The 12,979-nt window shown below is 62.0% G+C and carries 11 protein-coding genes; 3 read left to right on the forward strand and 8 right to left on the reverse strand.

The features are described from left to right. Positions 1 to 75: 75 nt before the first annotated feature. The 5 genes from ASD58_RS08815 to ybaK form a co-directional block, all read right to left on the reverse strand. Entirely contained in the window at positions 76 to 366 is a 291-nt protein-coding gene (locus tag ASD58_RS08815; RefSeq protein WP_057260755.1) for a DUF427 domain-containing protein, read from the reverse strand. A gap of 17 nt (positions 367 to 383) precedes the next feature. Further along, a complete protein-coding gene (locus tag ASD58_RS08820; protein WP_057260756.1) occupies positions 384 to 1,427 on the reverse strand; it encodes a sensor domain-containing diguanylate cyclase in 1,044 nt (347 codons plus the stop codon). Positions 1,428 to 1,483: 56 nt separating this feature from the next. Then, on the reverse strand, positions 1,484 to 2,134 hold the full coding sequence (locus ASD58_RS08825; RefSeq protein WP_057260757.1) for a DsbA family oxidoreductase: 651 nt from the start codon (positions 2,132 to 2,134) through the stop codon (positions 1,484 to 1,486). Between the two features lie 6 nt (positions 2,135 to 2,140). Beyond that, a complete protein-coding gene (gene plsY / locus ASD58_RS08830; RefSeq protein ID WP_057260758.1) occupies positions 2,141 to 2,764 on the reverse strand; it encodes a glycerol-3-phosphate 1-O-acyltransferase PlsY in 624 nt (207 codons plus the stop codon). An 88-nt stretch (positions 2,765 to 2,852) separates the two neighbouring features. After that, on the reverse strand, positions 2,853 to 3,344 hold the full coding sequence (gene ybaK / locus ASD58_RS08835) for a Cys-tRNA(Pro) deacylase (RefSeq protein ID WP_057260759.1): 492 nt from the start codon (positions 3,342 to 3,344) through the stop codon (positions 2,853 to 2,855). 38 nt (positions 3,345 to 3,382) lie between these two features. On the opposite strand from ybaK, the gene ASD58_RS08840 reads away from it, so the two are divergent. Further along, the gene (locus ASD58_RS08840) at positions 3,383 to 4,342 is read left to right on the forward strand and encodes an endonuclease/exonuclease/phosphatase family protein (protein WP_057260760.1); all 960 of its coding nucleotides are present in this window, start codon (positions 3,383 to 3,385) and stop codon (positions 4,340 to 4,342) included. A 28-nt stretch (positions 4,343 to 4,370) separates the two neighbouring features. On the opposite strand, the gene ASD58_RS08845 is transcribed toward ASD58_RS08840, so the two are convergent. Beyond that, complete coding sequence (locus ASD58_RS08845; protein WP_229209939.1) at positions 4,371 to 6,830, reverse strand: EAL domain-containing protein; 2,460 nt, start codon at positions 6,828 to 6,830, stop codon at positions 4,371 to 4,373. Between the two features lie 215 nt (positions 6,831 to 7,045). On the opposite strand from ASD58_RS08845, the gene ASD58_RS08850 reads away from it, so the two are divergent. Both ASD58_RS08850 and ASD58_RS08855 read left to right on the forward strand, forming a co-directional pair. Further along, entirely contained in the window at positions 7,046 to 8,248 is a 1,203-nt protein-coding gene (locus ASD58_RS08850; RefSeq protein WP_057260762.1) for an efflux RND transporter periplasmic adaptor subunit, read from the forward strand. Positions 8,249 to 8,259: 11 nt separating this feature from the next. After that, positions 8,260 to 11,382 (forward strand): efflux RND transporter permease subunit, encoded by a 3,123-nt coding sequence (locus ASD58_RS08855; protein WP_057260763.1) that lies wholly within the window; start codon positions 8,260 to 8,262, stop codon positions 11,380 to 11,382. A 51-nt stretch (positions 11,383 to 11,433) separates the two neighbouring features. Here the strand turns inward: ASD58_RS08855 and ASD58_RS08860 are convergent, their stop codons facing one another. After that, positions 11,434 to 12,783, reverse strand: coding sequence for an SH3 domain-containing protein (locus ASD58_RS08860; protein WP_057260764.1), 1,350 nt, complete (start codon positions 12,781 to 12,783; stop codon positions 11,434 to 11,436). Continuing rightward, positions 12,783 to 12,956 carry a hypothetical protein gene (locus tag ASD58_RS31810; protein ID WP_200951597.1) on the reverse strand — a complete coding sequence of 58 codons (174 nt, stop codon included), beginning with the start codon at positions 12,954 to 12,956 and terminating at the stop codon, positions 12,783 to 12,785. The genes ASD58_RS08860 and ASD58_RS31810 overlap by 1 nt, the downstream gene beginning before the upstream one ends. Between the last annotated feature and the right edge of the window lie 23 nt (positions 12,957 to 12,979).

Below are 12,979 nucleotides of genomic sequence, written 5' to 3' on the forward strand. Positions count from 1 at the left end.
AGCTCCGGCAATCGGACATAAATTTCGCAAGCGAAATTTATGTCCGATTGCCGGAGCTGACCCCGACTTTCAAAATTAATGTTGGACCTCCACGCCGTGCCAGAAGGCGATGCGGTCCTTGATATTGTTGGCCGCTTCTTTTGGCGACGGGTAGTACCAGGCGGCGTTGGCGTTCACCTTGCCATCCACCACCACGTTGTAATAGCTGGCCACGCCCTTCCATGGACACAGCGTGGTGTGCTGGCTTGGCTGGAGATAGTCCTGCTTGACCCGCGATGGCGGGAAATAGATATTGTGCTCGACGATCTCGACTTCGCTGCTATCGGCTTCCGCAATCACGGCGCCATTCCAAATTGCCTTCGGCATGCAAACTCCTGTCCTGTTCAACCTTCCACACGGTTGCGGCCATTGGCCTTGGCGCGGTACAGGGCGGCATCGGCCTGCTTCAGCAGCATTTCGGCATCATCAATATCCATGTGATTGAAGGAGCCGACGCCAAGGCTGGCCGTCACCGCTACCGTGCGGGCCCCGGCGCTGTGCACCTGGGCCTCGATCCGCGACCGCAACGTCTCTGCGAACTTGCGCGCCCCTTCGAGCGGCGTGTTCGGCAACAGGATACACAATTCTTCGCCGCCGTAGCGTCCAGCCACGTCGATCACCCGCACGTTTTCGCGCACCAGGCGGCCGATGGCGGCCAGCACTTCGTCGCCCACTTGGTGGCCGAACTCGTCGTTGACGTTCTTGAAGTGGTCAACATCGAGCATCACTGCCGACAGCGGCGTGCGGAAGCGGCGCGTGCGCGCGACCTCAAAACGAAGCCGGTTCATCAGCGAGCGGCGGTTGTGCAGCCCGGTCAGCTCGTCGGTAGTGGCCAGGGTTTCCAGCTCATCCATTGAGGATTTCAGCGCCTTTTCGTTGGCGCGCAGCTCGAACAGCGCCATCACCTGGCGTGCCAGCTTGCGCAGCATGTCCCGCTGTGAGCTGGACAGGCAACCGGGTTTGCTGTCCATCACGCACAGGGTACCGATCGCCAAGCCGTCGCTGGTGGTCAGCGGCACGCTGCTGTACATGCGCATGAACGGTGCCTGCGTCGTCAGCGGCATGGCCGCAGTGCGGGCGTCCTTGCTCAGGTCGCAGATCTCGGTGGCCGCGTCGCCCAGCACCGCCAGCGAGCAATAACACTGGCTGCGCGGCATGGATCCCACCGCCAGTCCGGTAAAGGATTTGACGAAGGCGCGCTCGGCGTCGACCAGCGTAATGAAGGCATAGGGAACGTCGCAGACCTTGGCGGCCAACTCGGTCAGGAAGGTGAAATCTTCGCTAGCGGGCGCGTCAAGGGCCTCGTAGCGGTGCAGCGCGGCCAGGCGGTTGTGGTCGTCCGACTGCCCTGGGTACAGCGTCGTTATGATTTTTTCGGCGGCAGACATGCTCTCTCCCTTGTTACTATACCAAGTGTAACAAGGTTGTTAGCAAGATAATAGTCTTATTTGTCCGCCATGATTTGCCGCAGCGCGCGCTCAAAGGCTTCTGGTGGTTGCCCGCCAGAAATCAGGTGTTTTTCGTTGATGATGACGGCCGGCACTGACTGAATGCCGTTGCGGTGGTAGAAGTGCTCCATATCGCGCACTTCCTGCGCGTAGCGCCCAGAAGACAGCACTTGCACGGCTTCCGCCTCGTCCAGGCCTACCTTGCCGGCGACTTGCACCAGCAGGGTGCGTGAGCTCGGGTCCTGTCCGCGTGTGAAATAGGCGTCGAAAAGGGCCTTTTTCAGCTCCTTCTGCTTGCCTTGTTCGCCAGCCCAGTGCAATAGGCGGTGGGCATCGAAAGTGTTGTAAATCCGGCTGCGCATGCCTACGCCGAAGTCGAAACCGACGTCGGCGCCGCGCTGGCGGATCATTTCCCTGGTTTGCTCTTGCTGGGCGGGGCTGGCGCCGTATTTCTGGCGCAGGTGCTCGGTGATGTCCTGCCCTTCCGGAACCATGTGCGGGTTCAGTTCGAAGGGCTGGAAATGGATTTGCGCCTGGACGCTGTCGCCAAGCCGGGACAGCGCCACTTCCAGGCTATTCAGCCCGATCGCACACCAGGGACAGGAAACGTCGGAGACGAAGTCGATGCGGATCGGGGTAGTAGTCATGGTTTTCTAGGCCTTTTTCTTGGCTTTGCTGCCGATGCGGCTTTCTTTGCCAGCAATAAGGTTAGCAATGTTTTTGGAATGGCGCCAAATCAGCAGGCCGCTCATCACCAACACCGCAGCCAGTTGCGGCTCGGCGCCGAACAGCAGGCCATAGTAAAACGGGGCAAACACGGAAGCGATCAGGGCAGCCAGCGAGGAATAGCGGAAGGCATACACCACCACCGCCCAGGTCGCCAGCGTCGCCAGGCCCAGCCATACGTTCAGCGCGAGCAGCACCCCCAGCGCAGTTGCCACGCCCTTGCCGCCTTCGAATTTGAAGAATACCGGCCACAGGTGGCCAACGAATACAGCCACCGCCACCAGGGAGATGATCTGGTCCGCCTGGTCACCCAGGCCCAGTTGCTGCTGGAAGTGGTCCACCAAGAAGACCGCCAGCCAGCCCTTGAAAGCGTCGCCGATCAGGGTCCAGATCGCGGCGCCCTTATTGCCGCTGCGCAGTACGTTGGTCGCGCCGGGATTGCCGGAGCCATAGGTGCGCGGGTCGTCCAGGCCGTAGACCTTGCTCACCACGACGGCGAAGGAAATCGAGCCGATCAAGTAAGCGCCAATAATCAAAAGCAAAGTAATCATAAATCCCCAGGATTCGTTGTTTTTATATGCGGCAGCGACTATACACCATACCGTCCAGCGCGGGCGGCACGGCGGCAAGCCAATCTTATCAATCCGCCAATGCGCATTGCACCGGCTTGGCTGCCAGTACTGCGGTCAACACCGTTGGTTTGATACCAATCAGGAAGCCACGACGCCCGCCATTGATATAAATCGTTTCCAGGCCGAGGATGCTTTCTTCGACATACACCGGCATCGCCTTCTTGGTGCCGAACGGCGACGTGCCGCCCACCATATAGCCGGAATGGCGCTGGGCCACCTCGGGCTTGCAAGGTTCAACGGATTTGCAACCGATATTGCGCGCCAGGTTCTTGGTCGAGACCTTGCAGTCGCCATGCATCAGCACGATCAGCGGCTTGGCCGCCTCGTCCTGCATGACCAGGGTCTTCACCACATGGTGCTCGTCGACGCCCAGTTCGCGCGAAGAGACGGAGGTGCCGCCATGCTCTTCATACTCATAAGGATGTTCGGAAAAAGCGACTTTGTGCTTGCGCAGTAAAGCTGTCGCCGGTGTTTCGGAAATGTGCTCTTTTTTTGCCATGCCGTGATACGCTAATGCCAAGAGAGGAGTTTCTCATTATGCAGCAAGAAATTCGCTTTGCCACCTTCAATGTCTGCAACCTTGCTCCACCAGGGGCGAAACTGTACGACAACCTGCAGCCTTTGACGGAGCAGGAATACGAGGCCAAGGCGGAATGGACCGCGCAGCAACTGGACCAGCTCGATGCCGACGTGATCGGATTCCAGGAAATCTTCTCGCAGGCAGCCTTGCGCGACGTGCTCTCGCGCACCCGCAAATACCGCGATGCGGTGCATGCAGGCTTCGATCCCGATCCGCAGGCGTCCCGCTTGACGCCCAATGTGGCGCTGGTATCGCGCCTGCCATTGGCGGTGGCGCCGGAAGTCTATGCCAATTTTCCCGAAGGTGTACCGGCCGATTCAGGCCTGGCGGAGTCGGACCGTTTCGCGCGGGCGCCTCTGCACGCACAAATCGTGCTTCCTAACGAAGTGGTGGTGGACGTCATCGTGGTGCACCTGAAATCGCGCCGCCCCGATTACCGCAGCGGCGACACCTCGGAAGACCCGCTGCACCTGGCCATGGCCAGCTTGCGCTCGCTGGTCTGGCGCGGCACGGAAGCCGTGGCTTTGCGGGTATTGTTAAGCAAGATGATGCGCGAATCGCGCCGCCCCTGCATCGTGCTGGGGGATTTCAACGATACAGCTGATGCGGTGACCACCACCATTGTGCTGGGCAACGGCGGCGGCCTGATGCCTGGCGACGAGCGGCGCGGCCGCATGTACGACGCCAACCAGATCCAGCTGCGGCAAGACCACTTGCGCCACGTGGCCTACACCAGCATTCACGAAGGCCACTACTCCACCATCGACCACGTGCTGGTGTCGGAAGAATTCAATCCCGTCTCGCCGCGCGCCATCGGCGAAGTGCTGGACGTCAGCTATTTCAACGACCACCTGCGGCAGGAACGCCCCGAAGTTTCCGATCACGGCCAGGTGCTGGTGCGCCTGCGGCTGCGCTAGGTTTCTCATGCTTACGCCAGCGAGGTGGTCATGGTTGGTGACCACCTCCAGCCTCCTCGCCCAGCCCCGCTCCAGCAACGACACCGGCCAGGTGGCCTTGAAATTGGTCGCAGCCAAGCTCGCGCAGGAGCTGGAGCTGGGCTTCGGTTTCGACGCCTTCGGCGATGACCGTCATGTCCAGGCTGCGCGCCATGGCGATGATGGTGCGAATGGCGGTAGCGTCGGTGCCGCGCTCAAAGAAGGATTGGGCAATCTTGAGCTTGTCGATCGGGCTGTCCTTCAGCTGCCCCAGCCGCGAGTAGCCGGTGCCGAAGTCGTCGATCGACAGCCGCACGCCAAGGCCGCGCAATTTCCCCAATACGGTTTCGGTCTGCGCGCCTCCTTGCATCAGCATGGCCTCGGTGAGCTGCAGTTCCAGCAGGCGCGGCGGCAACCCTGCCATGCGCATGGCCTTGCCCACGCAGTCGAGCAGGTCTTTATGCACAAACTGCACCGGCGCCAGGTTGACCGACACCACCAGCTCGCGCCCCTCGTCCTGCCAGCCGCGCGCATGGCGGCAGGCTTCCTCCAGCACCCAGTTGCCGACAGCGACCATCAGGCCGGCCTCGGTGGCGACATCGATAAAGCGCTCCGGCAACAGCACGCCGAATTCGGGATGGCGCCAGCGCACCAGCGCCTCCATCCCCACCACCGCGCCACTGGCAATATCCACTTCCGGCTCAAACACCAGTTCAAACTGCTGCTCGGCCAGCGCGCGCCGCAAGCCATGCTCCAGCCCCGAGCGCTCGACGACACGCGCATTCATTTCTCCGCTGAAGAACTGGTAGCCGTTGCGGCCTTCCTGCTTGGCATGGTACATGGCGATATCGGCATTCTTCAGCAGCGTGTCGATCTCGTCCCCGTCGGCCGGAAACATGGCAATGCCGATCGAACCGGAAACATGCGCGATGTGCTCGCCCAGCACGAACTCCTGTTCCAGCGCATGCAGCACCGAGTCCGCAGCATGCGCCGCCCCCTCCGGCCCCGCCACATCCGACAGCACGATGATGAATTCATCGCCACCCTGCCGGCTCACCGTGTCGGCCTCGCGCACGCAATGCACCAGCCGGCTGGCCACTTCCTTCAACAGCCGGTCGCCGACAGAGTGGCCCAGCGTATCGTTGACCATCTTGAAGCGGTCAAGGTCCACGAACAACACCGCCAGCAATGCGTGGTTGCGGCGCGCTGCCGCCAGTGCCAGCCGCAGCCGGTCGAGCAGCAGTACCCGGTTCGGCAAGTCGGTCAGGAAATCGTGTTCGGCCAGGTGGCGCGTGTGTTCTTCAGTCTTCTTGCGCTCGGTGATATCGGTGACCGTGCCCATATAGTTGCTGACACGGCCCGCGCTGTCGCGGATGGCGCTGATGCTGGTCCAGCAGGGAAACAGCGCCCCGTCCTGCTTGCGCCCCCAGGATTCGCCTTCCCAATGGTCGCTGGCATCCACCTGCGCCCATACTTCACGATAAAACGATTCGTCATGCACGCCGGAGCGGTACAGGCTGACCGGCTTGCCCAGCATATCCTGCGGTGAGAAGCCGGTGATGTCCGTGAAGGCGCGGTTGAGGGCAATCACCCGTCGGCCGCGGTCGGTCAGCACAATGGCGTCGCGGCTGTTCTCGAACACCTGGGCCGCCAGGTACAGCGCGCGCTCAGCGCGCTTACGTTCGGAAATATCACGCACCACCACGTAATACAGGTTACTGCCGTCGAGGGAAATCGCGGTCAGCAGCACTTCCGCCCAGAACAGCGCGCCTTCGCAGTCCACATAATGCCATTCGCCGCGCGCGTTGCCGCCCTGCCGAGCCTCCTCGGCCATGCTTGCCTCGGCTTCCGCTGACAATTGGCCCGACGGCTGCGTCATCGGAGAAAAATCGTGCAGGCTGCGCCCAACCAGGCGCTCGGGCCCTTCGCACTTGAACAGGCACACAGCCGCCGGGTTGGCCTCTTCCACCACGCCGTCGCGCAGCAGGAAGATCGCGTCGCTGGAACGCTGGAACATATGGTGGAAGTTGACGCCGGCCGCCTTTAGTGCGTCAAAATCCATGCGGCGCTGCGTGATATCGACTTGCATGCAAAAAATCTGGGCCAACTCACCGTCGTGCCAGACGGGAATGCAAGTCGAATACAGCCAGAGCTCACGGCCGTCGCCGGTCTTGACATGCCAGTCGCCAGCTGGCGGCGAGTGGCCGTTGCGCCAGACTTCTTCCACCATTGCATCATGCTCCGCCTGTCGCACACCATGCGAACACAAGGTAGACATGGCTTGACCGATCGCTGCCTCAACTTTAACGCCGAGCATATCGGCGTAAGCCTGGTTGCAGAACCGGATCACGCCATCGCGGTCGAAGCTGCAGACCGACACCAGCGGCGTCAGCTCAAGCGCCGCGACCATCCGCGCGATCAGATCGAGCGCGGCATGGGCAGGCGTCAGCGCATGGTGCAAGGAAGGCATGGTGGTACTCATAGTCCCATTTTTGCCAACTGGGGCGGCGCGCCGATTGCGCTGCATCAAAGGTGTGCAGGAAGACGCGGCTCCATCCTCACTTTTTGCATTTCAGGTCGCCGTTTGTGCGCTTTATCGCATTCCCGTGGCTGCTGGACTTGTTAAAACCTACAGTGACACCATCGCAACCCGCGCCAGCGGACAACATTGACGAAGAGACAAAAATGAGCCCACAACCCGTGCACCTGAAATCCCCGAAACGCTGGCGCCTTCCCCTGATCGGCCTGCTTGTAGCGGGTCTGGCGGGCGGTGGCTGGACGGTCATGAAATCGCAGGCCAAGCCGGCGGAAGCGCCCAAGGCTGGAGTGGCCAAGCCTGCGCCAGTGCTGGAGCTGGCCAGTGCCGATGTCGCCGCCATCGATGCGCGCCCACTGTCGGTCGGCCTCCCACTGTCGGGTTCGCTGATTCCGGTCAACCAGGCCACGATCAAATCCAAGGTCTCGGGCCAGGTGCAGGAAGCGGCCTTGCGCGAAGGTGTGTCGGTGCAGGATGGCCAAGTGCTGGCCCGCCTCGACCAGGCCGACCTGAAAGCACGGCTGGCCCAGCAGCAGGCCATGCTGGAAGAAGCCCAGGCCAGGCTGAGCATGGCCCAGAAAAACGAATACAACGCGAAAGCGCTGCTGTCGCAGAAATTCATCTCGCAGACCAGCTTCGACACCACGGCCAACGCCGTCGAGCTGGCGCACGCCAACGTCAAATCTGCTTCCGCCATGGTTGAGCTGGCCCGCATTGCGCTGAACGACAGCGTAATCCGCGCGCCGATCAGCGGGATCATCTCCAAACGTCATGTTCAGGCGGGCGATAAAGTCGCGCCTGACATGCCTGTCTATACCATCGTCGGCCTGCAAGAGCTGACGCTGGAGGCGCAAGTGCCCACCACCGATATCCCGCGCGTGAAAATCGGCCAGGAAGTCAGCTTCCGCGTCGACGGCTTCGCCAGGCGCGATTTCAGCGGCAAGGTGGCGCGCATCAACCCGACGACGGAAGCCGGCTCGCGCGCGATGCTGGTCTATATCTCGGTGCCGAATGCCGATGGCGTGCTGCGCGGCGGCATGTTCGCCAAAGGCAATATCACCACCGAGCGCACCAAGGAAGCGCCAATGGTGCCGCTGGCCGCCCTGCGCGAAGAAGCAGGCAAGCAGGTGGTCTACCTGGTCTCCAACGGCATCATCGTGTCGCAGCCGGTCAGCCTGGGGCTGCGCAGCGAAGACGTGGGCCTGGCCGAAGTCACTGCTGGCCTGGACAAGGGCGCCAACGTCATCATCTCCAAGCTGGACGGCGTGAAGCCAGGCGCCAAGGTGAAGCTGGCCGCGCCATCAAGCGTCCCGGCCGCCAAGCCTGCCCTGCTGGCTGCAGCTAAAGGTTAAGGGGCGCCGCCATGTGGATCACTAAAATCTCGATCCGCCAGCCGGTCTTTGCCACCATGGTGATGGTGGCGCTGATGGTGCTTGGCATCTTCTCGTACAAAGGCCTCGGCGTGGAATCCATGCCGAACGTTTCGTTCCCGTTTGCTGCGATTGAAGTGGTGTATCCGGGCGCCTCGCCGGAGGCGGTGGAAAACGACATCACCCGCCCGATCGAGGACATCGTCAACACCGTCTCCGGCGTCAAGACCATCCGCGCCAACTCGTGGGAGGGCAAGGCCGGCGTGTACGTCGAATTCGAACTGTCCACCAATATGGACAAGGCGATGCAGGACATGCGCGACAAGATCGCCCTGGTGCGCCCGAAATTCCCGCGCGAAGCAAAAGAGCCCTTCATCGCCCGCGCCGAAGGCGAGAACGACCAGCCCATCGTCAGCCTGTCCTTCACCTCGGACAAGCGCAGCCTGCGCGAGCTGTCCACCATGACCGACCAGATCCTGGCCAAGCGCTTCCAGGGCGTGCCGGGCGTGGGCCAGGTGCGCGTGTTCGGCACCACCAAGCGCCAGATGCTGGTCAGCCTGCGCCCAGCCGACATGCGTGCGCAAGGCGTCGGCGTGGACGAAGTCATGCGCGCCATCCAGAACACCAACGCCAATCTTCCCGCCGGGCGCCTGACTGCCGATGTGACGGAAACCCTGGTACGGGTGGAAGGCAAGCTGAAAGAAGCGCAGGAATTCAACAAGATCATCGTGGCGCGCCGCGCCAACGGCCCGGTCTACCTGGACCAGGTGGCCGACGTGATCGACGGCGAGGCGGAAGAACAGTCGATCTCGCGCGTCAACGGCAAGCGCGCCGTATCGCTCGACATCACCAAGGTGCAGGACGCCAACGTGGTTGAAGTCGGCAACGGCATCCTGAAAGTAGTGGAAACCCTGCGCAAGACCCTGCCGGACGACATCAAGATCAAGGTGATGGATTCGCAGTCCGAACGCGTGCAGGCGCAATTGGATAACGTGAAGCGCACCATCATCGAAGGAGCGATCCTGACCATGGTGATCGTGTTCTTCTTCCTGCACTCGTGGCGCTCGACCATCATCACCGGCCTGACGCTGCCGATCTCGGTGCTGGCTTCCTTCATCGCCATGAAGGCCTTCGGTTTCACCCTGAACTTCCTGACGCTGATGGCGCTGTCGCTGTGCATTGGCCTGCTGATCGATGACGCCATCGTGGTGCGTGAAAACATCGTGCGCCACCTCGGCTTCGGCAAGCACCACCGCAAGGCGGCGGAAGACGGCACCAATGAAATCGGCATTGCCGTGATGGCGACCACCTTTGCGATCGTCGCCGTGTTCGTGCCGGTGGCCTTCATGGAGGGCATTATCGGCCGCTTCTTCCTGCAGTTCGGCGTGACCGTGACAGTGGCGGTGCTGGTGTCGTTGTTCGTATCCTTCACGCTGGACCCGATGCTGTCGTCGGTATGGCATGACCCGGTCAAGGACCGCTTCAAATACCTGCCGTGGCTGGGCCGCATCATGGAAAAAGTCGAGCATGGCGTGGAGAGGGTGCACAAGCTGTACGGCAAGGTGCTGGCCTTCGCCCTGAAATGGCGCAAGCTGACGCTCGCTTCGGCCTTTGCGCTGTTCGTCGGCAGCCTGATGCTGGTGCCGATGATTGGTGGCGAGATGTTCCCGGAAACCGACCAGGGCCAGATCTTCCTGCAGTTCAAGGTGCCGGTCGGCTCCAGCCTGGAATACAACGACGCCAAGGTGAAGCAGGTGGAAGCGGCGCTCAAGGAATTCCCTGAAATCGACGCCGTGCTGGCCAACGTCGGCGATCCCGCCGGTCGCCACATCTCCTTCATGCGCCTGAAACTGACCGACGCCAGGAAGACCCGCCGCCAGTCGCAACAAAAGCTGGAGAGCGCCATCCGCAAGCGCTTGGAGAGCATCCCCGGCATCACCATGTCCGTAGGCCAGAAGCCGATCTTCATTGCCATCCTCGGCACCGACGAGGCGAAGCTGGAGCAAACTGCGCAGACGCTGATGACCAAGATGCGCAAGATCAAGGGCGTGGCCGACCTGGAATACAGCCAGGAAGGCGCCAATCCTTCGACCCTGATCAAGATCAACAACGAACTGGCCAGCGACCTGGGGCTGAGCGTGCAGCAGATCGGCAGCGCCATGCGTCCTTTCGTGGCGGGCGACACGGCCAGCTACTGGCTGGCGGCCGATGGCCAGAACTATGAAGTCAACGTGCAGTTGCCGAAGTCGGGCCGCCAGCGCATCGCCGACCTGGCCGACTTGTCGCTCACTTCGAGCAAGACCGGCCCGGACGGCAACCCGCTGATGGTGCCGCTGCGCCAGGTGGTGGACTTCGTGCCCGGCTTCAGCCCGCAAGTGCTGAAGCGCCAGGCCTTGCAGCGCCGCGTGGCGATCTACGCCGGCACCGAAGGCCGGCCGGCCGGCGACGTGGATGCCGACGTGAAGAAAGCCATGGACTCGATGACTTTGCCGGACGGCGTGCGCTTCGACGTGGCCGGCAACGCGCAGCAGATGGCCGAGACGATGAACGGCGCCATCACGGCGCTGGGCATTGCGGTGGTGTTCATTTACATCGTCCTGGCCTCGCAGTTCGGCAGCTTCCTGCAGCCGATTGCGATCATGGTATCGCTGCCGATGTCGCTGATCGGCGTGCTGGTGGCGCTGCTGGCGACCGGCTCCACGCTGAACGTGTTCTCCGTGATCGGCGTGATCATGCTGATGGGGCTAGTGACCAAGAACGCGATCCTGCTGGTGGACTTCACCAACCATGGCCAGCGTGAAGGCATGAGCCAGTTCGACGCCATCATGGCGGCCGGCCAGGTGCGCCTGCGCCCTATCCTGATGACGACGCTGGCCATGATCTTCGGCATGCTGCCGATGGCGATCGGCCTCGGCGAAGGCGGCGAAACCCAGGCCCCGATGGGCCGCGCAGTGATTGGCGGCGTGATCACCTCCACCCTGCTGACGCTGGTGGTGGTACCGGTGACCTACACCTACCTCGACTCCTTCGGCAAGCGCGCCAAGCGCTGGCTGCGCCGCGGCCACCACGACGACGCCCCTGACTCTGAAAAACCCGGCGTGGCGGAAGCCGCATAGCAAAGGTCGCCTTACCCGTCCCCGCATTGGCGGGGACGATACGGCGGCCAATCACTTGCCGCGGTTCGCTTCCACCAGCTCTTTCCATGCTTTGCCCTGGCGGCCAAGGATCCAGTAGCCGTTGGATTCGTAAAATCCTTCGCGCAGCACGAGTTCCGGCTTGCCGTCCTGGTTGACATCGGCATACGTCAGGAAGTCCAGGGTGGTCTCCTCGCTCTCTCCCGAAGCCTTCCTGAATACCTGGTGCGCTACCTCGTACTTGCCCTGGCTGTTCGCCTCCATCACCAGCAGCAGGGTATAGATGCGGAAAACCAGCATGTCCTGTTGCTGCTTCTCCGGAGGGATCGCCAGGTTGGCTGTCAATACCAGCACTGGCGCCGCGCCGTCCTGGCCGGGAACAGCGCTGATCGCGACATGCTCCGCCTCCAGGATGCGCGGAATATCTGCAGGCTGCACGCCCTTGGCTTTCAGCACATTGCGCGCCAGCTCCAGTGCAGCTTTTTGCTGGCCGGCGCTGGCCGCCAGTTCGCCGTCCGGCTGCTTTTCGGTGAGCTTGAAGTTCGCCATCAGGCCATTGGCCCCCGGCGCTTTGGCCGCGACACGCTTGATGGTGGCCATTGGCTGCTCCAGCTCGTCGCTGAATCGCTGTGCCAGCGCCATGCCATCGACACCGCCACGGGTGTAGAAATGATAGGCCCGGCCAGCAGCAAAATAACGCGCCACATAGCTGAGGTAATCCTTGCTGTACTCCAGGCCGGTGCCGCCAATCGATGGGAAGCTGAATAGCTTGCTGCCTTCCAGGCGCGCGAGCGGCCTCATGTTGCCGTTGTCTGCGATGAAGATCACCTTCGGTTCATCGCTTCCTTGCGCCACCGTGGGCGAGCGCAGCGCTGCCAGGCGCGCTTCCAGCTTGTGCACCGTCTCGGCATCGCCCGCTTGCCGCAAGGCCTGCAATACGGTTTCATAGTTGCGCTCTGCCACCGGATCGAGGGCAATCACCCGTTCCCCCTGCGTGCGCAAGGCAGGCAAGTTACCGGGTCCGATGGCATGCAGCGCAGCGAGCGCCGCTTCAATGGTGGGCATGTCGCGGCCCTGCAGGTTGGCCCGCATCCACCCCTGGAAGCCGCTTGACGCCAGGACATCCACCTTCAACCAGCTTTCCTGCTGGCACAACACATTGAGCCGGGTCGCAATGGGCGCATACGCGATCAGCTCGGCCGTTGCCGATGGCGCCGCGCGCACTGCGGCCGAGCTTGCAATTACATAGGCGAAGGCGGGGTCAGGGTTCTCGGGCTGCACCGCGCACTGTGGCGTGGGCGCCGCAGCTTCGGCGGCAGATGCGGGGAAATTGGTCAGGCAGGCGGTAGCAAGAATGCTGGTGGCGAAAAGGCTTCGATTCATCAGTCCGGTGTGGTCAAGTCCGACTCCGCGGTTTCAAAACCGGCCTCATCGGCCGATTGTTCCGTCGGAGGGCGGTTTTTTGCGTCCAGCTTGCGCTGGGCTTTTTCTTCTGCCTTACGTTTCTTTTCCAACTCGCGTTGCCGTTTTTCGTACTGGAAATTTGTCTTCGCCATGTTGTGATCCTCCCAGGCTTCAA

It is taken from the genome of Duganella sp. Root1480D1, assembly GCF_001427305.1.
GTDB lineage: Bacteria > Pseudomonadota > Gammaproteobacteria > Burkholderiales > Burkholderiaceae_D > Rugamonas.

Coding starts and splice junctions, on each gene's coding strand:
- ASD58_RS08815 (WP_057260755.1), bottom strand. CDS start 366: ATGCCGAAGGCAATTTGGAATGGCGCCGTGATTGCGGAAGCCGATAGC.
- ASD58_RS08820 (WP_057260756.1), bottom strand. CDS start 1,427: ATGTCTGCCGCCGAAAAAATCATAACGACGCTGTACCCAGGGCAGTCG.
- ASD58_RS08825 (WP_057260757.1), bottom strand. CDS start 2,134: ATGACTACTACCCCGATCCGCATCGACTTCGTCTCCGACGTTTCCTGT.
- plsY (WP_057260758.1), bottom strand. CDS start 2,764: ATGATTACTTTGCTTTTGATTATTGGCGCTTACTTGATCGGCTCGATT.
- ybaK (WP_057260759.1), bottom strand. CDS start 3,344: ATGGCAAAAAAAGAGCACATTTCCGAAACACCGGCGACAGCTTTACTG.
- ASD58_RS08840 (WP_057260760.1), top strand. CDS start 3,383: ATGCAGCAAGAAATTCGCTTTGCCACCTTCAATGTCTGCAACCTTGCT.
- ASD58_RS08845 (WP_229209939.1), bottom strand. CDS start 6,830: ATGCCTTCCTTGCACCATGCGCTGACGCCTGCCCATGCCGCGCTCGAT.
- ASD58_RS08850 (WP_057260762.1), top strand. CDS start 7,046: ATGAGCCCACAACCCGTGCACCTGAAATCCCCGAAACGCTGGCGCCTT.
- ASD58_RS08855 (WP_057260763.1), top strand. CDS start 8,260: ATGTGGATCACTAAAATCTCGATCCGCCAGCCGGTCTTTGCCACCATG.
- ASD58_RS08860 (WP_057260764.1), bottom strand. CDS start 12,783: ATGAATCGAAGCCTTTTCGCCACCAGCATTCTTGCTACCGCCTGCCTG.
- ASD58_RS31810 (WP_200951597.1), bottom strand. CDS start 12,956: ATGGCGAAGACAAATTTCCAGTACGAAAAACGGCAACGCGAGTTGGAA.